This window comes from Elizabethkingia sp. YR214 (assembly GCF_003058195.1).
GTDB lineage: Bacteria > Bacteroidota > Bacteroidia > Flavobacteriales > Weeksellaceae > Elizabethkingia.
The window spans coordinates 354,396-378,280 of the sequence record NZ_QBUH01000004.1 but is presented as its reverse complement, the minus strand read 5'-3'; the positions used below and the strand labels follow the sequence as shown (position 1 = coordinate 378,280).

Sequence of the window (23,885 nt, the reverse complement as noted above, 5' to 3'; positions counted from 1 at the left end):
TTCCGTCCTCCTCTGCTCTTTGGCTTAATGTGACTGCAGAAATTCCGGAAGTTGTTAAGTAATTATATTTACTTTGCCAAAGTTATACCCACAAAAAGTGGTGCAAAAATACAACTTATTTTATAATATAACCTTGTATTTTAAAGTTTTTTTACAGCGGAGTAATTAACTGAATTATAAGCTGATAAGATCATAAAAAAACCACTGTATTGTTCCGGGCACCTGAGATCTCTTATTCATTGTAAATTAAACTATTCAACGCTTCCAAAAACATTCATTTTTATAAATGATCTGAAATCTGAGTATTCAAAAACCTATCTTTGCAGCATGAATTTAGAATCGATTTATAAAAAATTGCAGATTCAGGATATGAATCAGATGCAAAAATCCACATACAAAGCCACAGAAAATAAAAATGACGTGGTTCTTCTCTCTCCTACAGGTTCAGGAAAAACACTGGCTTTCTTATTTCCTGTACTTCGAAATCTAAAAAAAGACAAGTCAGGAATTCAGGCTTTAGTTTTGGTACCGGCAAGAGAATTGGCATTGCAGATAGAACAAGTCTTCAAAGCAATGAAAACCGATTACAAAGTAACCGTTTGTTATGGAGGACACGATAAAAAGACTGAAGTAAACAGCTTGACTGAAGCTCCTGCTCTATTAATAGGAACACCGGGAAGAATTGCAGATCACCTTAGAAACAATAGTTTCAATCCTTCTTCAATCAGTACTTTGATTTTAGACGAGTTCGATAAATCTCTTGAATTCGGCTTTCAGGAAGAAATGAGCTTCATTATAGAATCAATGAAAAATCTGTCTCAAAGGATTTTAACTTCTGCTACTGCAATGGAAGAAATTCCTGCTTTCACAGGATTAAAAGATGAAAAGACAATTGATTTTTTAAAACTAAATGAGGTAAAACCGGATATTCAGTTTAAAAAAGTTATTACAACTGCCGAAGAAAAACTAGATGCTCTTTTTCATCTAATATGCAAAATTGGCAATAAAAGAACATTGATATTTTGTAACCACAGAGAAGCTGTGGACAGAATATCGGAACTTTTAAAAGACAAAGGAATTGAAAGAGAAACTTTCCATGGTGGTATGGAACAGGATGAAAGAGAACGAGCGTTACTAAAATTCCGTAATGATTCTACAAAAATTCTTATCACAACGGATTTAGCCGCACGTGGGCTTGACATTCCTGAAGTAGAATCTATTGTACATTATCAACTTCCACCTAAAGAAGATGCTTTTATTCACAGAAATGGCCGTACTGCAAGAATGAATGCCAAAGGTTTTGCTTACCTTATTATGAAAGAAGATGATAATTTTCCTTTTTTAGAGAAGGATATTCCTGTTGAAAATGTAGAAGGTGAAAACAAAATCCCACAACAAACGGCTTTCCAGACCATTTATATCAGTGCCGGTAAAAAAGATAAAGTAAACAAAGTAGATATTGTCGGATACCTTATCAAGAAGGGGGAATTGGAAAAAGATGATGTCGGACTAATTGAAGTAAAAGATACCACTTCTTATGTTGCTGTATCCCGAAAGAAAGTTTCAGCATTACTAAAGAAATTAGCTACCGAAAAGCTAAAAGGCAAAAAAATAAAAATGGAAATAGCTTATTAAAAATAAAAACCGCCCTTTTGAGGCGGTTTTTTGTTTATATACATTTACTTTCCAGATAAATATTTCACAGCTTCATTAATCACCCTATCTACAAAAGTTGATGGTGAACTTTGCATTGCTGCTACCTCTGCATCTGTAGGAGGTGTTACAAAAATATCTGGTTTTACTCCTACGCCTTCTATGACCTGTCCGCTGGCATCTTTAGCTGCCATTAGCGGCATATAGAAAGTAAGATAACCTGCGATTTGATCTCTGGTACCACCATTAAAATCATCCGGAGATCCTAAACCAGCAGTAGCTCCTGCACTATAATCACCTACTGAAATCACCTGTGATCCTTGAGTTTTGATCATCATTGTCGACATTTCAGACATACTGGCACTTCCTTTATCTGTTAAAATTACAATCGGAATATTAGACGGAAGACCAAACTGATGTGGATTAGCCTGCATTGGAACCCATGGGGTATAATTAAATTGGCCATTCCCTTCTTTTGTTCTTTGATAACCCCAAACAGCAGGTTTCGTAATAAAACGATCTGTAAAGAATCGAGCATCAACAATAGCTCCACCACCATTACCTCTAAGGTCTATAATAATTTTCTTAATATCACCTTTTTTCAGCGGGTTAAAGAAATTTTTATAAAGTGGAGCCTTATTAATTATTCCCTGAGCAGCATCCTGAAACTGAGGTAATCTATACCCCCATTGCACATGTGTTCCCATTTTGGATACAAACCATTGAATATAAGGAAGACTTTCTGCTGTTAAAACAGGTGCATAAGTTGCACCACTATTGTACGCCACCAAATTTTTAGATTTTGTCAATGCTTTTTGGGTTACATCCAGAAAAGCATCAGATACAACCTCCGTGGTTTTAAAAGGAGCAATCTGATCATTAAAAGCCTTTACTTCTGCTGAAGCAGGGAAAGAATTCCATTGATTTAGAATATTTACCGTAAAATCTCTTACTTTATTTCTAAAAGTAGCATCTTTAATTGAACTCAATTCTTTTGAAGCATCAATATCAGCAGTTGTTAATAATAATCCATTACCTGTATCCGGAGTCAAATACTTGTCTAACAGATCAATTTTTAAATTTGATGTCAGAGCAAACTGGGCAAAACTAAAGTAATAGATATCTGGATTAGATTTTAAATTCCCGGCTAATAAGAAGTTATCTAACATCAAAGCATTTCCAGCAAGTCTATCCTTCATATAACCATACTTCGCACTAAAAGGATAAATATTATTTCTTTTGTTTTTCATTCCTCCGCTAAATCTATACGTAGAAACAACATTATTATTCGATGCAGGCAACTTTATATCAACATAAAAATGTTGATCTATAATAGGATTTACAATATCAGTGAAATATTGTGCAGCTTTCAGCTTGTCATCGTTAATATCTTTATCATTATCCGTACTCTTACCAAAGGTTTTCAGTGCTGCAAACTTTGGATAGTATTCACGGTATATAGCATTCCAATCCATTCCATCGGCTCTTTTTTGCTCATAGAAATAGTTATAGCGCTGATCCATTACTGTCCAGAATACTTTAAAAAGATCGGCATAAGATTTTACATCCCCACTCGTATACCGTGTAGGCTCAGTTATCGAAGTTTCTTCGTCTTTCACACATGAGTTTAGTGCTAAAGTTGACAGAGCCAAAACTAAAGCCAAAACTGGTATTTTTATAAAATTTCTTTTCATAATTTAAATAGTTATTTGGTTGATAAGGGTTAATCGAATTTATAAGATACACCTACAGAAATCATATAAGAACGGGTCGTTGCCTTTTGTTCTTTATCTGTGTTTGTTTTGCTGATATCCGATAAACCATACTGATAATTATAAGCACCATATACATCGAACTTATCAAAAGAATAACCTAACTGAGCCTGTCCCTGAAGCCCATAACCAAAACGATTCAACTGATTTTCATTCTTTTTAAAGTCGTAAGTATCCGATACCTTTACATAAGGAAAAGTACCATCAGGTTGCAATCCTCCAAAAACAGGATACTGCCCCTCTCTCTTCATATTTAGCCAGTATTCTGTATACATACCACCTGCTACTTTAATCCATACGCCTTTACTTTCGTGTGGATTATTCAGAATATAAGCCCCAACTAGTAAAGGGAAAGAAAGGAAATTGTTCTTGTAATCGGTATACTGTCCGGAACGGGTTCCTGTTCTTTCATATTTATAATTCTTTTGCAGAAAGGAAACCCCTGTAGACATAAAAATAGACTTCCAGATCATATATTCTCCGAAAAGATTTACTCCAAAACCATAACGGCCAGAGTATTTTGTATCTACTAAATTTGAAACATTGCCATTTAATACACTGTACGTATATCCGGCATCCAGGCCAATTTTAAACTTGTTCTGTGCGAACAAACTTGCGCCCACGGGTAATAGGCAAAGACATAATGCCTTGCATAAACTTTTTTTCATAGATTTTTTTGATTTGGTTAATTACACTGGGGCAATATACAAAATATTATTATTACAACAATTTAACATAATTAAATATTCTTAGACCAACAAAATCAATAAAAATTAAATGTTTCAGTACTCAAAAACTTAAACTATTACATAAACTATAAATAATCACGAAGGCATTACATCACGAAAAAATATTTACCTTTGCTTTAACAAGAAATTATGAAAGTAGAACTGCCGGAAAAACTATATTATTCTATTGGAGAAGTTGCCAAAGCTTTTAATGTAAACACCTCTCTTATTCGCTATTGGGAGCAAGAGTTTACTATTATAAAACCGAAAAAAAATAAGAAAGGGAACCGTTATTTTACTCCCGAGGATATTAAAAATCTGAAAGTCATTTATCACTTGGTAAAGGAAAAAGGCTACACTTTGGAAGGTGCTAAAACAGCCTTAAGTACATCTCCTAAGGTTGAAAAGACGGTTGAATTAATAGACCGATTGGAGTTTGTAAAAGCAGAACTACTAAAGCTAAAAGAATCTTTAACTGAAAATGAATAAAGTAAAAAAATACTATTCATATTAAATAATAATGTCCTGCTTTCTATGGCAGGTCTTTTATTTTATAATCCTCATGGTTTTATTACAGGACTTGACTTAGCACAACTGAAAAACCAACTAACAATCATTATTTACACACAATAAATTAATTACATTTAATTTAAAATGCAAAAACACTCATTTAATAAAAAATATTTATCTTTAAAGAGAAATAATATTAAATAATAAAATATGAAATCCTTGCTCTCATTTCACATGAGAAAGAAACAGTTTATTGGATTAGCTGTTTTAGGACTTTTGGTGCTTATTTTAGAAGTATCTTTTCATTTTTATAAAAAATACAAAATCCAGCAACCTTCCGATGCCATAGAATTTATTCCTGCTGATAAACCTACTCTTGCTCTTAAAGCATTTAACCCTAATGATCTTAATCACGAACAATGGGACAAGCTGGGATTCACACCAAAGCAGACAGCAATCATTCTGAATTATAAAGAAAAAATCTGCAAAGGAAACTTTACTTCCAAAGAACAGCTATCTGAATGCTTTGCTATAAGTAAAGATAAATTCGCTGAACTTAGCCTTTATATATTACTTCCGGAAACAGCTACAGACAAAAATCCGGATTACAAAAAGAAAGATAAAAAACTTACAATCAGAGGGAAATTCAATCCTGACAATTACAATGCACAAGACTGGGTTAATTTAGGATTTTCGGAACGTCAATCTGAATCTATTTTAAAATATAAAAAGTACTTAGGTGGGAGCTTTTTGTCTAAAGAGAAATTTAAGGAGTGTTTTATCATCAGCGAATCACAATTCCTACAACTGGAGCCCTTTTTATTATTCCCTCAGCAAAAAATTACGACAAAGCCTCTGATAAAACCTAAAAGCATATTTGATCCCAATACACTTACAGCAAAGGAGTGGAAAGATCTGGGCTTCTCAGAAAAACAGGTACAGGGTATACTGAACTATAAAGAAAAAATATTAAAAGGAAGTTTTAAAACTCTTGCGGATCTAGAAAGGTGTTATATGATCTCTGCTGAAAAGTTTGAAGAATTAAAACCATGGATTCGCATTAATCAGCCTATATCAAAATTAACCCTTAAACAAATTACAGAGCCGGATATTAATACTATATCTTTCCAACAGCTTCGTGATTATGGTTTTGATGAAAAAGCTGCCGCCAGCCTTCTTGGGTTTAGAAAAAAACTAGGTGGTTTCGCCCAAAAAGAACAAATACTGGAGACCTATAACATTGATAAGGATTTAGCACTAAAGCTAATTCAGGAAGCTAAATTAGATATCAGTAAGGTTAATAAAATTGATATACTAACAGCAGATGAATCCACACTAAAAAGACATCCCTATTTCAGGTTTCATGCAGACAAAATAATATTTTACCGTACTTCAGTTTCGGATAAAAATGATATTCTGAAAAAACTGAATGCAAAACCAAAAGATATTGAAAAAATGCTGTGGTATCTGAAGTAATACGATTACAAATACGTAAATTCGTATAACCATTCGCTTATACTACTAAGCAACCAACTAATAACCAACAACCAATGAACAGTATTATACTAAAAAACGTGTCCGTTAAAAGGGGCAACGATAGCTTATTAAACAACATTGACTTTACTTTAAATTCCGGAGAACATCTTGCCATACTTGGGCCTAGCGGGAGCGGAAAATCACTTTTAGCAATGGCTTTAAAGGGACAAATTTTGCATACCGGAACCATAGAATATAGAAAAAATAACGAACTAACAAAACCCAAAATTGCTTATATCACCAGTACATATACGCTAAAAAATAAGTCCAACGTCTCTGATTTTTATTACCAGCAGCGATTCAACACCAGTGATGCTGAGGATTCAGCAACCCTTACAGATGAACTATTGAAAAAAGGCAATACAGAATCTATAAACAAATGGCTGGACAGATTTCAGTTAACACATAGAGCACAAGCGCCTTTAATACAACTCTCAAATGGTGAGCTAAAAAAAATGCAGCTTATCAGCCATTTGCTGAGTAATCCTGAAATCCTGATTCTGGATAAAGTTTTCACAGGACTTGATGTTCTAAGCAGAAAAGAATTACATACAATTATCAATCAGCTAGCCAGTGAAAATGTAAAAATTATCCTGATCACAGACCATCATAACATTCCAGACTGCATTACTCATTTCGCAGAAATGTCCGACGGTGGCATTACAGAATACAACAGCATAAATCGACTTAAATTTACTGAAACACAACAGACTGGATTCAACAAACCTCTACCTGTCATTCAAAATCCTTCTGTTGACGTACCACTGATTCGGATGGAAAATGTAACCATTCAGTACAATAACAATATCATCCTAAACAATATCAATTGGCAAGTAAACCCTGGTGAATGCTGGCAGATAAAAGGGCATAACGGTGCCGGAAAATCTACTTTACTTAGCCTCATTAATGGTGATAATCCACAAGCCTACTCGCAGCAAATCTATCTGTTTGGAAAAAAAAGAGGAAGTGGAGAAAGTATTTGGGACATTAAAAAGAAAATTGGATTTGTATCACCGGAACTTTATAACTTTTTTGACCGCAATACAACTGTTGAACAAGCTATTGGATCCGGATTCTTCGACACTATCGGCTTGTTCAGAAAACTAAATGAACAACAGGCATTAAAAGTAAAAGAATGGCTTAATTTCTTTTCTCTGGAAAGTAAAGCAACAAAATTACTATCTTTTTTGTCCAGCGGAGAACAACGATTGGTACTGATTGCAAGAGCTCTTATAAAAGATCCGGTTATGCTCGCTTTAGACGAGCCTTGCCAGGGACTGGATGATTCTCAGATCACTACAATTACTCATCTTTTGGAGCAAATCCATCGAAGCAGCAATATCAGTATGCTCTTTATCAGCCATTACGATGATGAAGTACCTTCCTGTGTAAAACATATACTGGAACTAAATAAAGGTGTTCCCACTATTAGCGAAAGAAAATAAAACACTGAATATCAGGCGTATTAAAAAAATACAATTTTCTTATGTTTTTCATTATATTTGAGAAAAATAGACACCTATGAATTTCGAAACTTCAGAAAACCTGAAAATGATTGCTGAAACAGCACGTGATTTTGCTGAAAAAAATATCCGCCCTCATATTATGGACTGGGATGAATCTCAGCATTTTCCAAAAGATTTATTTCATCAGCTTGGTGAAATGGGCTTTATGGGAATTGTAGTTCCTGAAAAATATGGAGGTTCCGGACTTTCTTACGATGAATACGTAGCTATTGTAGACGAAATTTCTCAGGTAGATCCTTCTATAGGGCTTTCTGTTGCTGCTCATAATTCACTTTGCACCAATCATATTTATGAATTTGCAAATGAAGAACAGAGAATGAAATGGTTACCTCAATTAGCTTCAGGAAAAGTAATCGGAGCTTGGGGACTTACTGAACACAATACAGGTTCCGACGCAGGAGGAATGTCTACTACAGCTGTAAGAGATGGTGATGACTGGATCATTAATGGTGCTAAAAACTTTATTACCCACGCTATTTCTGGTGACATTGCTGTAGTAATGACTCGTACCGGAGAGAAAGGTGCTCCTAATAATGCAACGGCTTTTGTTCTTGAAAAGGGCATGCCTGGTTTTACATCAGGAAAAAAGGAAAATAAACTGGGAATGCGTGCATCTGAAACAGCCGAATTAATTTTCGATAATGTAAGGGTACCAGACAGCCACCGTTTAGGCGAAGTTGGTGAAGGCTTTAAGCAAGCACTGAAAATATTAGATGGCGGAAGAATTTCCATTGCAGCTCTTAGCTTAGGTATTGCCAAAGGTGCTTATAAAGCTGCATTAAAATATGCTAAAGAGAGAAAGCAATTCGGTCAGGCAATTGCTGATTTCCAGGCAATAAACTTCAAACTGGCAGATATGGTTACTGAAATTGATGCATCAGAATTATTGATTCAACGTGCTGCTTATTTGAAAAACAATAAACAAAAAATGACTCGTGAAGGAGCTATGGCTAAACTATATGCTTCCGAGGCGTGCGTAAAAATAGCAAATGAAGCTGTACAGATCTTTGGAGGTTATGGCTACACCAAGGACTTCCCTGCTGAGAAATACTACAGGGATTCCAAGCTTTGTACGATAGGTGAAGGAACTTCTGAAATTCAGAAACTTGTTATCGGAAGAGACATTACCAGATAGAAAATAAAGCCTGATTTTTTCAGGCTTTTTTATTGACCGAAAGTTTGGCACGAAATATTCTATATATCGGAAGTATTTGAATTTTGAATTGTACATCAATATATTTCAAAATTCGCAATTCACTATTCATATTTTAACATAAGACATTGCTTATATTTGTTCAATAATCTATCTCACCAATGAAAAAAATATTCATAGCGACTTTGGCCTTTATGGCTTTATCTACATATTCTGTAAACGCTCAGACAAGCGAAATTAATCAGCGTATTAAAAACGAAAGAGGCGTATTACTCATCGGGCAACAGAACATGGAACAATTCAACAAAAAGCCATTTAAAGCATGGTATAACGAAGAATACACGCCTTATGTTGTTGATCAGCCTTCTATAAAAAAACTGGAAAAAGAAAACATATCTTCTTACGACATCACCATATTTATTGGTTCATGGTGTCCGGATAGCCACCGAGAATTTCCAAGATTTATTAAAATACTTCAGGAGTTAAAATATCCTGTAGACAAAGTGCAGATTTTTGCATTAGACCGTGAGAAAAAAAGCCCGCATGAAGATGAGAAGCTTTACAACGTTACTCACGTTCCTACTTTTATTATAAAAAAAGATGGTAAAGAAATCGGAAGAATTACAGAAGCCCCGGAAACAGGATTTTTGGAAAAAGATTTATTGAACATTATAAACAAAGCAAAATCTTCTTCTTAAACTCTATTTCATCAATAATCATTAAAACATTTTTTCTTTGAGAAGAACTCCAACTTACATAGGTATTTTAATAGGTATACTCTCTACCCTTCTTGTTGTTTCCGTATGGCGCGGTTGCAAAGAGAAAAAAGCTGAAGCCATTAACCAGGATTATTATCTGATCACTAATCAGATTAGCAAAATGAATAAAATGGTGGTTTTAGAGCAGAATTTCTCAAGCTTTCAGACGCATAAAAGTGCCGCTTTTAAATTTGGTGGCTACGACATCCTTCCTAAGGAAATGGTACTGTATACAACCGCTAAAGCGCAGGTAACTTACGATCTGAAGCAGATGAAAATAGACGTAGATACCATTAACAAAAAATTGGTAATTACAGAACTTCCGAGAGCTGAAATTAAAATCTATCCGGATGTAAAAATCCATTTTATGGATGATTATGCCATGAATAGATTTGACCAGAAAAGTATTAACGGAATTATGGAATCAGCTAAACAAAACATGGTAAAAAGTGTTGATCAGAAGAAACTGGAGCAAGAAGGACATGAACAGCTGGTGCATAACCTGAATGATATTTTTGTTTTGGCTAAAGCTCTGAATTATAAAATAGAGGATAAAACCGGAGAACTAAAAGGAATTATTCTTTAAAATACATCCTCTCCTAGGTTTGAAATCTTGAAAAGGTACATTCACAAAAACATATCTAGCCAATGCTAATAGCATTGGCTTTTTTAGTAATTTAGCCCGCTAACAAATAACTCATGAAAATTTTAGGAAAAACAGTTTTAATATTGAGACAAAAAAATATTCTGTTCTACAACAATTAAAAAATTAAAGTGAAAAGAAAATTAAAAATAAAAAAGGTTAGCTTTTGGGATTATTTAATTACTATAATAATACCTATCTGTTTATTAGTTTGTGGAATTATAGCTGAAAACAAAGGAAATATTATGATAGTGCTTGGCATCGGCTATACAATTGTAATATTATCATACAATCGCATTAATATTCTAAAAATTAACTTATCTATTTTATTTATCTGCTTACTATTAGCATTGATAGCTTTTTTAATGATTAAAAATAATCAGGGACATCAAATGCCTTCCGGTTTAAATAATTTAACTACTTTATATTTCCCAATTCTAGCTTATATTTTTGTACAATCAAGCCGAGCCTTTATCAGGATGACCTTAAAAACATACCCAATAATAGTAGGTAAAGATTATCCTATTGGAAGGTTTTATCCTCGCTATAACCGTAATGTAAATTATTGGGATTTAATATGGACAATATTATGCATATATGCTTTTCCATCCACAATTGTCCTTCTATTTCTTTATTAAAAAAATTAAATCAAAAAAACACAATAAACCTCATAGATCCCAGAGACCTATGAGGTTTTATTTTTAAATTGATAGCAATCTTTAGAATACAAAAACCATTAAAAGTAGAAAGACCCCCGAACATGTCGGAGGCCTTTCAAAAAATAAACCCTAATAATAAATCAACTTTAATATTTAAACTATCGTAGATTTTCCAATTTGAATGTTTTCGTAGTTGTAATAACTACCATGCTGTGTATTACGGATAAACTCCGCTACAAAACTTCCTACTTCTGATGTAGAATAAGATTTTGTTGTATTGAGATCCTGGGTTACAAAACCCTCTGCTATAGCTTTTTCTACAGCTTTCTCAATCGTTCTGGCAGCAACATCCCACCCAAGGTGGTCCAGCATCATTGCTGCGCTTAAAATAGATGCTAACGGATTGGCAATTCCTTTTCCTTTAGCTTGCGGATAAGATCCGTGAATTGGCTCGAACATCGAGTTAGACTCTCCTACCGATGCGGATGGCATTAGACCAATAGATCCACCAATAACACTTGCTTCATCCGAGATAATATCTCCGAACATATTTTCCGTCAGAATAACGTCAAACTGTTTCGGATTCAGGATCATTTGCATTGCTGCATTATCCACAAAGATGTAATCTAAAGCAACATCTTCATACTGAGGAGCTATCTCCTGACATACTTTACGCCATAATCTGGACGTATCCAATACATTTGCTTTATCGATTAATGTAAGCTTCTTACGACGCTTCTGAGCTGCCTGAAATGCAAGATGTGCAATTCTTTCAATATCTGTTCTGTTATATTGGCAAACATCATATGCATATTCACCATTCTCTTCCGTGAATTTCTCACCGAAATAGATACCGCTGATCAGTTCACGGTAAATTACCATATCTGTTCCGTCGATAATCTCTTTTTTCAATGGGCTGCTTTCTGCTACCTTGTCAAAGATTTTTACAGGTCGCAGGTTAGCAAATAGTCCCAGCTCTTTTCTTAGCTTTAGCAATCCTTGCTCCGGACGTACTTTTGCTTCCGGATTATTATCAAAGTGCGGATCACCAATTGCACCAAACAATACTGCATCTGAGTTCTTGCAGATATCCAGTGTTTCATCCGGTAACGGATTTCCCGTCTGGAAAATAGCTTCAGCACCAACTATAGCCTCCTGAAACTGAAATTTGCAACCGTATACTTCAGAAACGGCATTTAATACTTTAATACTTTCATTTACTACTTCCGGTCCTATTCCGTCACCAGCAAGTACAGCAATTTTCATTTCGCTCATTAGAATGTGTTTTGTAAGTTTTTTTCGAAAGCGTCGATCTTATCTCTTTTGCTGATCAAGAAATCAATATCGTCATAGCCGTTCATCAAACATATCTTTTTGTAAGAGTCTAGATCGAAGCTTTCGGATTTATGGTTAAAGGTTATAGTTTGCTTCTCTACGTCCACTGAAATTTCGGTTTCAGGGTTATTAGTTATGGTTTGTAATAATTCTTTCAGGAATTCTTCAGATACCTTTACAGGCAGCAATCCGTTATTCAAGGCATTGCCTCTGAAGATATCAGCAAAATAGCTGGATACAACTACTTTAAACCCATATCCTGTTAGAGCCCATGCAGCATGCTCGCGACTGCTTCCGCAACCAAAATTGTTACCTGCTACTAGTATTTCTCCGGAATACTCTGGATTATTCAGAACAAAATCTGTATTTGGATTATTTTCTTTATCAAATCTCCAGTCTCTGAAAACATTTTGTCCAAAGCCATTCTTGTCAATACTTTTCAGGAATCTTGCAGGAATAATCTGGTCTGTATCTATATTTTCCGTTGGTAAAGGAATTGCTGTTGAAGTAATATGTGTAAGCTTCTGCATTTTTCTTAATTTTTAGAAATTAAAATTCTCCCCTCTACAGCTACCTTAGCCGCAGTTAGCGGACTCGCTAGTATAGTTCTGGCTCCTTGCCCCTGTCTTCCTTCAAAGTTTCTGTTCGATGTAGAAACACAATATTCACCTTCAGGGATTTTATCATCATTCATTGCCAGACAAGCTGAGCAACCAGGCTGACGGATTTGGAAACCGGCTTCTGTAAATACTTTATCCAGTCCTTCATCATAAATTTGCGTTACAACCTGTTGTGATCCCGGAACAATAAGTGCATTAATATTTTCAGCCTTTCTCTTTCCTTTAATATATTCTGCAACTGAACGGAAATCTTCGATTCTTGCATTGGTACAACTACCAATAAATACATAATTCACAGGAATATCGCTGGCAGATTGCCCCGCTTGTAATCCCATATATTTAAGAGCTTTCGCTTCAGATTCAGTTACAGGAGTCGGAACATTTTCATTCACAGAAATTCCCATTCCCGGATTGGTCCCGTAAGTAATCATTGGACGAATATCTTCTGCATTGAAGTGAAATTCCTCATCAAATATTGCTCCTTCATCGGACTTCAAAGTTTTCCAATAGGCTACTTTTTTCACCCATTCTTCACCTTCAGGCGCAAACTTGCGGCCTTTTACATAAGCGAAAGTAGTTTCATCCGGTGCAATCATTCCGCCACGGGCTCCCATTTCTATACTCATGTTACATACCGTCATACGCCCTTCCATAGACATTTCCTCAAAAACATTTCCGGCATATTCACAGAAATAACCTGTTCCGGCATCTGTTCCTATTTTAGAAATAATATACAGAATGACATCTTTTGGCTGTACATCTTTATTCAGTTTACCATCTACGGTAACACGCATAGATTTAGGTTTGTTCAGTAACAGACACTGACTGGCAAAAACCTGCGCTACCTGACTCGTACCAATACCGAAAGCAATAGCACCAAAAGCACCGTGAGTAGATGTATGGCTATCTCCACATACAATGCTCATCCCTGGCTGGGTAATTCCCAATTCAGGAGCAATAATGTGTACAATTCCTTGGTATGGATGGCCTAAGCCATATAACTCTACATTATTTTTTTTGCAATTCTCTGTCAATTGCTCTACCTGAGTTCTGGAAAGATCATCCTTTATTGGCTGATCCTGATCCAGCGTAGGTACATTATGATCGGCAGTTGCCGTAATTTGTTTAGGACGGAATACCTGTACTCCTTTAGTTTCCAACTCTGCAAAAGCCTGCGGGCTTGTTACTTCATGGATCAGGTGTCTGTCGATATAAATAATCTGAGGTCCATCTGGTACCGTATCTACAACATGGGCATCCCAGACTTTATCGAATAATGTCTTCTTATCTGCGTTCATAATTGGCACTTTGGCTATATACATTCATTATAACATTCAAATCTTCATCATTTACTTCTTTCTTGCTGTCGGCTACTTTTAAGAATTCAGAGTATAAAACATCCAATTCATTTTTAGTAATATCAAAACCAATATTTTTATATCTGTAAGCCAATGCAGAACGCCCGCTTCTGGCTGTAAGAATAATTGAAGATTCAGTTACCCCAACATCTTCCGGATTAATAATTTCGTAAGTTTCACGGTTTTTGATCACACCATCTTGGTGAATCCCGGAACTGTGTGCAAAAGCATTAGCACCTACAATAGCTTTATTGGGCTGCACAACCATTCCCATCATATCCGAAGTTAACTGACTAAGTTCTGTTAGCATTCTGGAATTAATATCTGTGGCTAAATGAAGGTCTCTATGTTGTTGTAAGATCATTACCACTTCTTCAAGAGCGGTATTCCCTGCTCTTTCTCCTATTCCGTTGATTGTACATTCAATTTGTCTTGCCCCGTTTATTGCTCCTGCTATAGAATTAGCTGTCGCCAACCCAAGATCATTATGGCAGTGGCAAGAGATAATTACATTATCAATACCCTTTACATTTTCTTTCAGGTATTTTATTTTAGCTCCATATTCCTCTGGCAAACAATATCCAGTAGTATCCGGAATATTCAGTACTGTAGCTCCGGCTTTAATTACCGCTTCACATACACGTGCTAAATGAGCATTATCTGTTCTTCCGGCATCTTCAGCAAAAAACTCCACATCTTCAACAAAGCCTTTAGCAAAGCTTACTGCTCCTACAGCACGCTCGATAGCCTGCTCCAATGTAATATTGAATTTATATTTTAGATGCGATTCAGAAACTCCTATACCTGTATGAATTCTTGGTCTTTTAGCAAATTTCAGTGCCTGAGCAGCAGATTCTATATCTTTTTTATGAGCACGGGAAAGTGCACATACTTTAGCATTTCTTACTAACTTTGCAATCTCGGTTACAGAATGAAAGTCACCGGGACTGGAAATAGGAAAACCTGCTTCGATAATATCTACACCGAGCTCATCGAGTTTTTCTGCGATAACTAACTTTTGTTCTACATTCAATTTACAACCCGGGACTTGTTCCCCATCACGTAAGGTAGTGTCAAAAATTTCAATCTTCTCGGCTTTCATAATGAAGTTTTAATTAATTTTGACTCAAAAGTAGATGAATTCACTATTATCGGTTTTTCAGATTCACTAAAAACTACAATATCCATTTCATTGAAAACTTTTTATAAAAAACTGATTATCAACTAAATAAACTTTCATTTTTTACAATGGCAGATTTGCAAAAAGATTTTCTTTTCGTACTGATAAAGTCGCTTTCTACATCAGAAAAAAGGCAATTTAAGCTTTATGTTAACCGTTTAGGAATAAATGTAGATGCCAAATTTCTTCTCTTGTTTTCCGAAATGGAAAAAATGAAAGAATATGATGAAGACATCATCATTTCAAAAAAAATATCTACCAAACAGCAGCTTTCTAATCTTAAAGCACACTTGTATAAACAAATATTGGTGAGCCTGCGCATGAACCCAAGCCTTCAGAACAATAGGATACAACTGCGGGAGCAATTGGATTTCGCCACCATTCTGTATCAGAAAGGCCTTCACCGCCAGGCATTGAAGATATTGGATAAGGCAAAACAAACAGCTTTTGATCTGGATGAAAAGACATTGGCCATAGATATTATAGATCTGGAAAAAGTTATAGAATCCCAATATATTACACGAAGTATAGAAGGACGCGCTGATGAGCTTATTGCCCAGTCCCATGAACTCAGTATTCAGAATTCTTATTCCACAGAACTCTCCAATCTATCACTGAAGCTATACAGCGAAATGCTTAAAAACGGTTATGCTCAGAATGATACCGACAAGGAAAGTATTATCCATCAGTTTAATGAGCAAATACGGAAAATAAGCTTTTCTAAACTGAATTTCAGAGAAAAACTGTGGTTTTACAAAGCCCATGTATGGAAGCATCTTTTGCTTCAGGATTATAAACATGCCTATAAATACTCTCAGAAATGGGTGGAATTATTTTATGAAAATCCTGAAATGATAAGTAACCACCCGGTATGGTATATTAAAGGGAATACTAATCTGATGAAGATCCTCTTCCTAAACGGGCAGGTAAATAAACTGGAAGGCTGGTTTGAAAAATTCCGAGAAACAACCAATTCAGGACACTTTACAACTAATGAGAATTTGCAATCTCTTACTTTTCTGAATGTTTATAATACTCAGATGAATATCCATTTTATAAAAGGAGAATTTTTCATTGGCACCAAACTTATTCCTGAAGTCGAACTGAAGATGGAGAAATTCCGGGACAAAATAGATGATCATCATCTTCTTATACTATATCTGAAAATTGCAGCTCTATATTTTGGTTCTAAAAAATATAAAGAGACTATAGAATACGGACAAAAAATATTGCAGGCTAAAGGTTCCAGTATACAAGAAGACCTGGCATTTCATACAAGAGTTTTAATTCTGATGGCAAAATACGAATCCGGAATGGATGAGGATTACGATGAATTCGCGAAACAAACTCATCGTTTTGTGGCTAAAATGAAGAACGCAAGTGAAATTCATTTTAGTATAAGTGAGTTTTTCCAGAAAATAAATGAAGTTTTCTTTTCGGAGCAGGAGAAAATTTTCACAGCGTTTTACAACACCCTTAACGTATACAACCAGAACCCTTTCCATAAGCGAACTTTAGTATATATAGACATTCAGAGCTGGGCCGAAGCCAAAGCTACACACATAGATGTTGTAGAAATTATCAGACAAAAAGTAAAGAATAGAAAACTGTAGCTGATTTTTTCTCATTTTTTTGTAATTTTGCGTACATTTTTTTACTATGATAAAGATCACACTTCCGGACGGAAGCATTAAAGAATTCGAGGCAGCGGTAACTCCGCTACAGGTGGCGCAATCCATTAGTGAAGGATTAGCACGTAACACTATTTCGGCATTGGTAAATGGAACACAGACAGAAGTGACCACGCCAATAACGGAAGATGCCACGGTTCAGCTTTTTACCTGGAACGACGATATGGGTAAAAAAGCGTTCTGGCATTCCTCTGCTCACCTTTTAGCTCAGGCTATTCTGGATTTCTATCCGGATGCGAAGCTAACTATTGGGCCTGCGATTGAAAACGGTTTCTACTACGATGTAGATTTCGGTGACCAGACATTCTCTGAAAAAGATTTCGAAAAAGTCGAAAAGAAAATGCTGGAGAATGCAAAAAAGAACTCAACCTTTAATCTATATCCTGTTTCCAAAGCTGAAGCATTAGAAACTTATAAAGATAACCCTTACAAAACCGAGCTAATCGAAAATTTAACTGATGGCGAAATTACTTTCTGCTCTCACGATAATTTCTTCGACTTATGTCGTGGTGGCCACATTCCGGCAACCGGAATTGTAAAGGCGGCAAAAATTCTAAACGCTGCTGGTGCTTACTGGCGTGGTGACGAAAAGAACAAACAGCTAACTCGTGTATATGGAATTACGTTCCCTAAGCAAAAAGACTTAACAGAATATCTGGAGCGTCTGGAGGAAGCAAAACGTCGTGACCACCGTAAACTAGGTAAAGAATTAGGAATTTTTGCTTTCTCAGAAAAAGTAGGTGCTGGTTTACCATTATGGTTACCAAAAGGAGCTGCTCTTAGAAAGAAACTAGAAAACTTCCTTTCTGCTGCACAGAAAAAACAAGGATATGAATTCGTTATCTCTCCGCATATCGGTCACAAAGACTTATATGTAACTTCTGGTCACTGGGAGAAATACGGAGCAGATAGTTTCCAACCGATTAAAACTCCACACGAAGGAGAAGAGTTTTTATTAAAACCAATGAACTGCCCCCACCACTGTGAGATTTACAAAGCACAGCAATGGTCTTATAAAGACCTTCCAAAGCGTTATGCTGAGTTTGGTACAGTTTACAGATACGAGCAAAGTGGAGAACTTCACGGCTTAACCAGAGTTAGAGGATTTACTCAGGATGATGCTCACCTTTTCTGTACTCCGGATCAGTTATTGGAAGAATTCGAAAAAGTAATTGATTTAGTACTTTATGTTTTCTCTTCTTTAGGATTTGCTGATTTTACAGCTCAGATTTCTTTAAGAGACAAAGAAAACAGAGAGAAGTATATTGGTTCTGAAGAAAACTGGGAAAAGGCGGAACATGCAATTATCAATGCTGCAAACCAAAAAGGATTAAAAACAGTTATAGAATACGGTGAAGCTGCATTCTACGGACCAAAACTAGATTTTATGGTGAAAGATGCATTAGGCAGAAGCTGGCAGCTTGGAACCATTCAGGTAGATTATAATTTACCTGAGCGTTTTGACCTTTGGTATACAGGTTCTGATAATGATAAGCACAGACCGGTAATGATTCACCGTGCTCCGTTCGGGTCTATGGAAAGATTCATTGCAATACTTATAGAGAATACAGCCGGAGATTTCCCGTTATGGCTTAGTCCTGAGCAATTTATCATTTTACCAATCAGCGAAAAATATGTAGATTATGCAAAAAAAGTTTCGCAATTGTTAGAAATTCACGATATTTGCGGTCTGATTGACGAAAGGAATGAGAAAACGGGTAAGAAAATCCGTGATGCAGAACTTAAGAAAATCCCATATATGCTTGTTGTAGGCGAAAATGAGGCTCAAGACGGAAGCGTTTCTGTAAGAAGAAGAGGCGAAGGAGATTTGGGCGTTATGTCGGTAGACGATTTTGTACTACACGTAAAGAAAGAAATAGCTAACCATTTAAATAAATAAGACCATAGCACTAAGAAGACCAAACAACAGACCACCGATGCGCAAAAAGGAAGATGCGCATATGATTAACGAAAATATCAAAGTGAGAGAAGTCCGCTTGGTGGGTGACAATGTAGAGCCGGGAGTATATCCAACTGCTGTTGCACGTAAAATGGCTGAAGAGCAGGAATTGGATCTTGTGGCAATCTCTGATAAAGCAGAGCCTTATATTTGTCGTATTTTGGACTATAAGAAATTCTTATACGAACAAAAGAAAAAACAAAAAGAACTAAAGGCTAAGCAAGTTAAAGTTGTTGTAAAGGAGATTCGTTTCGGCCCTCAGACCGATGATCACGATTACGAATTCAAGAAGAAACATGCTGAGAAATTCCTTGAAGAGGGAGCTAAGCTTAAGACTTACGTATTCTTCAAAGGGAGATCTATTATCTTCAAAGATCAAGGAGAAATCCTTCTTCTTAAACTTGCTCAGGAACTAGAGCATGTTGGAAAGGTAGACCAGCTTCCTAAACTTGAAGGTAAAAGGATGATCATGATGATGAGTCCAAAGAAACCTGCAAAATAAGGATAGTGTAACAGTATAGTAATACAACGATGTACCAATAACCATTGTTACGTTGATAGGTTATTACATTGCTACATTGATAAAAAGATATTGATAACAAAATATAAAAAAGCAAAACAATGCCTAAATTAAAAACTAAATCAGGAGCTAAGAAGCGTTTTGTTCTTACCGGTTCTGGAAAGATCAAAAGAAAGCACGCTTATAAAAGCCACATCTTGACTAAAAAAGAAACTAAGCAAAAGAGAAATCTTACGCAAACAGGTCTAGTTAGTGCAGTGGATACAAAAAGCGTACTTAGACAATTAGCAATCAAGTAGTTTTTATAAATCTAATATCGGTTTATAAGAATTCTAACAAATTCAAAACAAGTTAACCCTGAAGCGGAGCCCATTAAGAGTAATATAATGTTACCGCCCTCTTCAAAAAAACAATTAAAATTATGCCTAGATCAGTAAACGCGGTTGCCAGTAGAGCACGCAGAAAAAAAATCATGAAGCAGGCTAAAGGTTTTTTCGGTAGAAGAAAGAACGTTTGGACTGTAGCTAAAAACGCGGTAGAAAAAGCAATGCAATATGCTTACCGTGGTAGAAAAGAAAAGAAAAGAAATTTCCGTTCCCTATGGATTACCAGAATTAACGCTGGATGTAGAGAGCACGGTGTTTCTTACTCCAAATTTATGGGGGATCTTAAGAGAAACAACATCGAGCTTAACAGAAAAGTTCTTGCTGACTTAGCAATGAACCACCCTGAAGCTTTCAAAGCTGTTGTAGATCAAGTAAAATAATTAATAATTTCTGTTATCAATATAGAAACTCCCGGTTTTTCTGGGAGTTTTTTTATATATTTATGCCTTTAAAAACTAAGAAGAACTAATAACTTATAAATATGAATAACTCATTTAACAGAAGAGACTTTATCAAGACCAGTTCTATGGCAGGAATGGGCGCCTTAATTCCCTCGAGCACTTTATTCAACATTTTCGATTTCAACCCTAAAAAAGTAAGAATAGCTTTTATCGCTGTTGGTTTGCGTGGACAAACTCACGTAGAAAATATGGCAAGACGTGATGATGTGGAGATTGTAGCATTTGCAGATCCGGATCCTTACATGGTTGGACGTGCACAGGAAATTCTGAAAAAGAATGGCAAGAAGCCTGCTAAAGTTTTTGGAAATGGTAATTACGATTACAAGAACATGCTTAAAGATAAAAACATCGATGCTGTTTTTGTATCCTCTCCATGGGAATGGCACCACGAACATGGCGTAGCGGCTATGAAAGCTGGTAAAATTGTTGGAATGGAAGTTTCCGGTGCTATAACACTGGATGAATGTTGGGATTATGTAAAAGTATCTGAACAGACCGGAGTTCCATTAATGGCATTAGAAAACGTATGCTACAGACGTGATGTAATGGCTATTCTGAATATGGTAAGGAAAGGAATGTTCGGAGAGCTTGTTCACGGAACAGGAGGCTACCAGCACGACTTAAGACCAGTTTTATTCAACAGTGGTATCAATGGTAAAAACGGGGATGGTGTTGAGTTCGGAGAAAAAGCATTTAGTGAAGCAAAGTGGAGAACTAATCACTATAAAAACAGAAACGGGGAACTTTACCCTACTCATGGTGTTGGTCCATTGCATACAATGATGGATATTAACCGTGGAAATAGATTATTAAGATTATCATCTTTTGCATCCAAAGCAAGAGGATTACATAAATACATCGTGGATAAAGGCGGAGAAAGCCACCCTAATGCAAAAGTAGAATGGAAACAAGGAGATATTGTTACCACTCAGATCCAGTGTCACAACGGAGAAACTATTGTATTAACTCACGATACCAGCTTACAAAGACCATATAACTTAGGATTCAAAGTTCAAGGTACAGAAGGTCTTTGGGAAGATTTCGGCTGGGGAGAAGCAGCACAAGGATTTATTTACTTCGAGAAGATTATGAACCATTCTCACAGATGGGATAGTTCAGAAAAATGGATTAAAGAATACGATCACCCTATGTGGAAGAAGCATGAACAGAAAGCTGTTGGTGCAGGTCATGGCGGTATGGATTACTTCTTAGATAATACGTTTGTAGAATGTATTAAAAGAAATGAAGCATTCCCACTAGACGTTTATGATCTAGCTACATGGTATTCCATTACTCCTCTTAGTGAAAAGTCTATCGCTGAAAACGGTGCCGTTCAGGAAATTCCTGATTTTACAAACGGTAAATGGAAGAATGCTAAAAATACATTTGCAATAAATGACGACTACTAAAACTAATGCAACTTTACTTGTCCTGGCAGGTGGCCTGGGCAGCAGATACAAAGGAAAAAAACAAGTAGACCCAATGGGTCCTTCAGGTGAGTGCCTGATGGAATATTCTATTTATGATGCTAAGAACGCTGGTTTTGATCAGCTTGTACTTGTCATCAATGACTACTTTAATCAGGAAACCAAAGATCATTTCCAAGGTGTTGCTGACAAAGCCGGCATAAAGCTGGATTTTGTGATCCAGGCTCTTGATTCTCTTTTACCAGAAAAGCACAAAAACAGACTGGAAAACAGAGTAAAACCTTGGGGTACAGGTCACGCTATTTTAACTGCTAAGGATGTTATTAAAAATCCTTTTGTGGTAATTAATGCCGATGACTATTACAACAGAAAGGCCTTTGAAAAAGCTTATCAGCTGATCAATTCAGGACAAATTAATGTGCATCAGTATGGAATGGTAGCCTACCCTCTTTCAGCAACGCTAAGTGATAACGGAAGTGTATCCCGTGGTGTTTGTACAACCGAAAATGGTTTACTGAAAAAAGTAGTAGAGCACACCAATATTTCTGAAGAAAACGGAAAAATCATCCACACAGATGATGCCGGAAACAAAACAGAATTAGCTCCTGACACACAGGTTTCTATGAACTTCTGGATTTTGGATACTTCTGTATTCCAGGTTTTAGAAACTGAATTCGATCAATTTTTAACTAACCTAAGCTCGGAGAAAGCAGAACTTTTCATTCCTTTTGTTATTGACGATATGATCCATAATGAGGGCTTAAAAGTTGTTGTTGAATCGTCACAGGATAAATGGTTTGGTGTAACCTATCCTGAAGACAAAGACTTCGTTATCAAATCCGTTCAGGAAATGGTGGATAATGGCTACTACCCGGCTTCGCTATGGTAAACTATGAACAACTACATTAAGATTTTACAATCTTTTATAGATATAAAAGATGAAAATAAAGTGTCCATCATTCCTATTAATGATGGACACATTAATACTACATTACGTGTAGATATTAATGACAACGATACACAACAGTATATTTTACAGAAAATAAATCATCATATCTTTCGTAAACCGGAGGTAATTATGCATTCTATAGATGTGGTAAATAAACATCTTCAGTCTGCAGGATATGAATATGAAATTCTTGAAACTGTTCCGAATCTGGAGGGCGAATTTCTAACCATAGATGACAATGAGGATTACTGGAGGATGACGAAGTTTATTCCTAATACTTATTGTGTTACAAAAGTAAAAGACAGTGCCCAAGCTTATGAAGCTGCGAAAACATTAAGTGTTTTTTATTCTAAAATTCTGAACCTTGATCCAAATCTGATTGAATCATCGATTCCGGGTTTTATAGACTTTGAAAAAAGAATTAATGATTACAAAATTTCTTTGGAAAAAGCTTCTAAGGAAAGAAAAAATGAAGCTTCTGAGGAGGTAAAGTTCGTTAATGAATATTTGATTCTTCCGAATTTATTTATCAAAAATCAGAAAGACGGAAGTTTTCCATTACGGATTGTACATGCCGACCCTAAGATTAGTAATATACTCTTCGATAGTAATACCCATAAGGGGCGCAGTGTAATAGATCTGGATACACTAATGCCTGCAACTATTCTGTATGATTTTGGTGATATGGTAAGGTCATATACCAATCTAAAAGAAGAGGATGACCCTAATCCTGAGAATGTATTCAGTAGAGAATATTATGATGCCGTAAAAGAAGGTTTTCTTTCTCACACATCAGGTTCACTAACAAATGCAGAAAGAGATAATCTGGATTATGCAGGTCAGGTGGTAGTATTTATACAGGCTGTCCGCTTCTTAACCGATTTTTTAAATGGAGATACCTATTACAAAACAAAGTATCCTACCCATAATCTGGACAGAACAAAAAACCAGATTAATCTATTAAAAGAATTACTTAAAATGAAACCGGCATCATAAGCCGGTTTTTTTATCTAAAGTAGTAGACAAAATTCTAAAATTAATTTTTCACCAATTGTTGATT

At 35.8% G+C, this 23,885-nt stretch carries 22 protein-coding genes; 16 read left to right on the top strand and 6 right to left on the bottom strand.

Translation table 11 applies throughout. The annotated features are described in order from the left end of the window. Positions 1–327: 327 nt before the first annotated feature. Positions 328–1,635, top strand: a complete 1,308-nt coding sequence (locus tag C8J95_RS10300) for a DEAD/DEAH box helicase (protein ID WP_107808252.1) — start codon at positions 328–330, stop codon at positions 1,633–1,635. Between the two features lie 44 nt (positions 1,636–1,679). Here C8J95_RS10300 and C8J95_RS10295 read toward each other — a convergent pair whose 3' ends face one another. Both C8J95_RS10295 and C8J95_RS10290 read right to left on the bottom strand, forming a co-directional pair. Further along, complete coding sequence (locus C8J95_RS10295; protein WP_107808251.1) at positions 1,680–3,347, bottom strand: S41 family peptidase; 1,668 nt, start codon at positions 3,345–3,347, stop codon at positions 1,680–1,682. Between the two features lie 29 nt (positions 3,348–3,376). Beyond that, positions 3,377–4,093 carry an outer membrane beta-barrel protein gene (locus tag C8J95_RS10290; protein WP_107808250.1) on the bottom strand — a complete coding sequence of 239 codons (717 nt, stop codon included), beginning with the start codon at positions 4,091–4,093 and terminating at the stop codon, positions 3,377–3,379. A 210-nt stretch (positions 4,094–4,303) separates the two neighbouring features. Between C8J95_RS10290 and C8J95_RS10285 the strand changes: the two genes are divergently transcribed. The 7 genes from C8J95_RS10285 to C8J95_RS18600 all read left to right on the top strand — a co-directional run bounded on the left by C8J95_RS10285 (position 4,304) and on the right by C8J95_RS18600 (position 10,917). After that, positions 4,304–4,642: a MerR family transcriptional regulator gene (locus C8J95_RS10285; RefSeq protein ID WP_078402159.1), complete on the top strand. Its 339-nt coding sequence runs from the start codon at positions 4,304–4,306 to the stop codon at positions 4,640–4,642. 231 nt (positions 4,643–4,873) lie between these two features. Further along, complete coding sequence (locus C8J95_RS10280; RefSeq protein ID WP_255412773.1) at positions 4,874–6,139, top strand: helix-hairpin-helix domain-containing protein; 1,266 nt, start codon at positions 4,874–4,876, stop codon at positions 6,137–6,139. A gap of 74 nt (positions 6,140–6,213) precedes the next feature. Further along, entirely contained in the window at positions 6,214–7,644 is a 1,431-nt protein-coding gene (locus C8J95_RS10275; RefSeq protein WP_107808248.1) for an ATP-binding cassette domain-containing protein, read from the top strand. Between the two features lie 76 nt (positions 7,645–7,720). Then, positions 7,721–8,860 (top strand): acyl-CoA dehydrogenase family protein, encoded by a 1,140-nt coding sequence (locus C8J95_RS10270; protein WP_059156345.1) that lies wholly within the window; start codon positions 7,721–7,723, stop codon positions 8,858–8,860. 179 nt (positions 8,861–9,039) lie between these two features. Next, positions 9,040–9,576 carry a thioredoxin family protein gene (locus tag C8J95_RS10265; protein WP_107808247.1) on the top strand — a complete coding sequence of 179 codons (537 nt, stop codon included), beginning with the start codon at positions 9,040–9,042 and terminating at the stop codon, positions 9,574–9,576. Positions 9,577–9,613: 37 nt separating this feature from the next. Further along, positions 9,614–10,222: a DUF4230 domain-containing protein gene (locus C8J95_RS10260; protein ID WP_065082701.1), complete on the top strand. Its 609-nt coding sequence runs from the start codon at positions 9,614–9,616 to the stop codon at positions 10,220–10,222. 188 nt (positions 10,223–10,410) lie between these two features. Further along, positions 10,411–10,917, top strand: a complete 507-nt coding sequence (locus tag C8J95_RS18600; protein WP_146165452.1) for a hypothetical protein — start codon at positions 10,411–10,413, stop codon at positions 10,915–10,917. Between the two features lie 174 nt (positions 10,918–11,091). Here the strand turns inward: C8J95_RS18600 and leuB are convergent, their stop codons facing one another. The 4 genes from leuB to C8J95_RS10235 are packed head-to-tail and all read right to left on the bottom strand — an operon-like array spanning position 11,092 to position 15,353. Beyond that, on the bottom strand, positions 11,092–12,213 hold the full coding sequence (leuB, locus tag C8J95_RS10250) for a 3-isopropylmalate dehydrogenase (protein ID WP_107808245.1): 1,122 nt from the start codon (positions 12,211–12,213) through the stop codon (positions 11,092–11,094). Beyond that, positions 12,213–12,803, bottom strand: a complete 591-nt coding sequence (gene leuD / locus C8J95_RS10245) for a 3-isopropylmalate dehydratase small subunit (RefSeq protein WP_107808244.1) — start codon at positions 12,801–12,803, stop codon at positions 12,213–12,215. The genes leuB and leuD overlap by 1 nt, the downstream gene beginning before the upstream one ends. Before the next feature lie 5 nt (positions 12,804–12,808). Then, positions 12,809–14,191 (bottom strand): 3-isopropylmalate dehydratase large subunit, encoded by a 1,383-nt coding sequence (leuC, locus tag C8J95_RS10240; protein WP_107808338.1) that lies wholly within the window; start codon positions 14,189–14,191, stop codon positions 12,809–12,811. Continuing rightward, positions 14,178–15,353, bottom strand: coding sequence for a 2-isopropylmalate synthase (locus C8J95_RS10235; protein WP_107808243.1), 1,176 nt, complete (start codon positions 15,351–15,353; stop codon positions 14,178–14,180). The genes leuC and C8J95_RS10235 overlap by 14 nt, the downstream gene beginning before the upstream one ends. Before the next feature lie 146 nt (positions 15,354–15,499). On the opposite strand from C8J95_RS10235, the gene C8J95_RS10230 reads away from it, so the two are divergent. From C8J95_RS10230 to C8J95_RS10195, 8 genes are all read left to right on the top strand, one after another. Next, positions 15,500–17,044: a hypothetical protein gene (locus tag C8J95_RS10230; RefSeq protein WP_107808242.1), complete on the top strand. Its 1,545-nt coding sequence runs from the start codon at positions 15,500–15,502 to the stop codon at positions 17,042–17,044. Between the two features lie 46 nt (positions 17,045–17,090). Beyond that, a complete protein-coding gene (gene thrS / locus C8J95_RS10225) occupies positions 17,091–19,022 on the top strand; it encodes a threonine--tRNA ligase (RefSeq protein ID WP_034870291.1) in 1,932 nt (643 codons plus the stop codon). 37 nt (positions 19,023–19,059) lie between these two features. Then, positions 19,060–19,584: a translation initiation factor IF-3 gene (gene infC / locus C8J95_RS10220; protein ID WP_009085972.1), complete on the top strand. Its 525-nt coding sequence runs from the start codon at positions 19,060–19,062 to the stop codon at positions 19,582–19,584. Positions 19,585–19,703: 119 nt separating this feature from the next. Further along, complete coding sequence (rpmI, locus tag C8J95_RS10215) at positions 19,704–19,901, top strand: 50S ribosomal protein L35 (RefSeq protein ID WP_009085970.1); 198 nt, start codon at positions 19,704–19,706, stop codon at positions 19,899–19,901. 122 nt (positions 19,902–20,023) lie between these two features. Then, complete coding sequence (gene rplT / locus C8J95_RS10210; protein WP_009085968.1) at positions 20,024–20,368, top strand: 50S ribosomal protein L20; 345 nt, start codon at positions 20,024–20,026, stop codon at positions 20,366–20,368. A 101-nt stretch (positions 20,369–20,469) separates the two neighbouring features. Further along, a complete protein-coding gene (locus C8J95_RS10205; RefSeq protein ID WP_059156338.1) occupies positions 20,470–21,858 on the top strand; it encodes a Gfo/Idh/MocA family protein in 1,389 nt (462 codons plus the stop codon). After that, positions 21,845–22,765: a sugar phosphate nucleotidyltransferase gene (locus C8J95_RS10200; protein WP_107808241.1), complete on the top strand. Its 921-nt coding sequence runs from the start codon at positions 21,845–21,847 to the stop codon at positions 22,763–22,765. The genes C8J95_RS10205 and C8J95_RS10200 overlap by 14 nt, the downstream gene beginning before the upstream one ends. A 3-nt stretch (positions 22,766–22,768) precedes the next feature. Continuing rightward, positions 22,769–23,821, top strand: a complete 1,053-nt coding sequence (locus tag C8J95_RS10195; protein WP_107808240.1) for a phosphotransferase enzyme family protein — start codon at positions 22,769–22,771, stop codon at positions 23,819–23,821. Positions 23,822–23,885 lie beyond the last annotated feature (64 nt).

Bases quoted from the DNA above. Each gene is read 5' to 3' on its own strand.
- C8J95_RS10275 (WP_107808248.1), top strand. From the start codon at position 6,214: ATGAACAGTATTATACTAAAAAACGTGTCCGTTAAAAGGGGCAACGAT.
- C8J95_RS10265 (WP_107808247.1), top strand. From the start codon at position 9,040: ATGAAAAAAATATTCATAGCGACTTTGGCCTTTATGGCTTTATCTACA.
- leuB (WP_107808245.1), bottom strand. From the start codon at position 12,213: ATGAGCGAAATGAAAATTGCTGTACTTGCTGGTGACGGAATAGGACCG.
- C8J95_RS10235 (WP_107808243.1), bottom strand. From the start codon at position 15,353: ATGAAAGCCGAGAAGATTGAAATTTTTGACACTACCTTACGTGATGGG.
- C8J95_RS10285 (WP_078402159.1), top strand. From the start codon at position 4,304: ATGAAAGTAGAACTGCCGGAAAAACTATATTATTCTATTGGAGAAGTT.
- leuD (WP_107808244.1), bottom strand. From the start codon at position 12,803: ATGCAGAAGCTTACACATATTACTTCAACAGCAATTCCTTTACCAACG.
- C8J95_RS10295 (WP_107808251.1), bottom strand. From the start codon at position 3,347: ATGAAAAGAAATTTTATAAAAATACCAGTTTTGGCTTTAGTTTTGGCT.
- thrS (WP_034870291.1), top strand. From the start codon at position 17,091: ATGATAAAGATCACACTTCCGGACGGAAGCATTAAAGAATTCGAGGCA.
- C8J95_RS10205 (WP_059156338.1), top strand. From the start codon at position 20,470: ATGAATAACTCATTTAACAGAAGAGACTTTATCAAGACCAGTTCTATG.
- rplT (WP_009085968.1), top strand. From the start codon at position 20,024: ATGCCTAGATCAGTAAACGCGGTTGCCAGTAGAGCACGCAGAAAAAAA.
- C8J95_RS10200 (WP_107808241.1), top strand. From the start codon at position 21,845: ATGACGACTACTAAAACTAATGCAACTTTACTTGTCCTGGCAGGTGGC.
- C8J95_RS10290 (WP_107808250.1), bottom strand. From the start codon at position 4,093: ATGAAAAAAAGTTTATGCAAGGCATTATGTCTTTGCCTATTACCCGTG.
- C8J95_RS10195 (WP_107808240.1), top strand. From the start codon at position 22,769: ATGAACAACTACATTAAGATTTTACAATCTTTTATAGATATAAAAGAT.
- C8J95_RS10270 (WP_059156345.1), top strand. From the start codon at position 7,721: ATGAATTTCGAAACTTCAGAAAACCTGAAAATGATTGCTGAAACAGCA.
- infC (WP_009085972.1), top strand. From the start codon at position 19,060: ATGCGCAAAAAGGAAGATGCGCATATGATTAACGAAAATATCAAAGTG.
- rpmI (WP_009085970.1), top strand. From the start codon at position 19,704: ATGCCTAAATTAAAAACTAAATCAGGAGCTAAGAAGCGTTTTGTTCTT.
- leuC (WP_107808338.1), bottom strand. From the start codon at position 14,191: ATGAACGCAGATAAGAAGACATTATTCGATAAAGTCTGGGATGCCCAT.
- C8J95_RS10230 (WP_107808242.1), top strand. From the start codon at position 15,500: ATGGCAGATTTGCAAAAAGATTTTCTTTTCGTACTGATAAAGTCGCTT.
- C8J95_RS10300 (WP_107808252.1), top strand. From the start codon at position 328: ATGAATTTAGAATCGATTTATAAAAAATTGCAGATTCAGGATATGAAT.
- C8J95_RS10280 (WP_255412773.1), top strand. From the start codon at position 4,874: ATGAAATCCTTGCTCTCATTTCACATGAGAAAGAAACAGTTTATTGGA.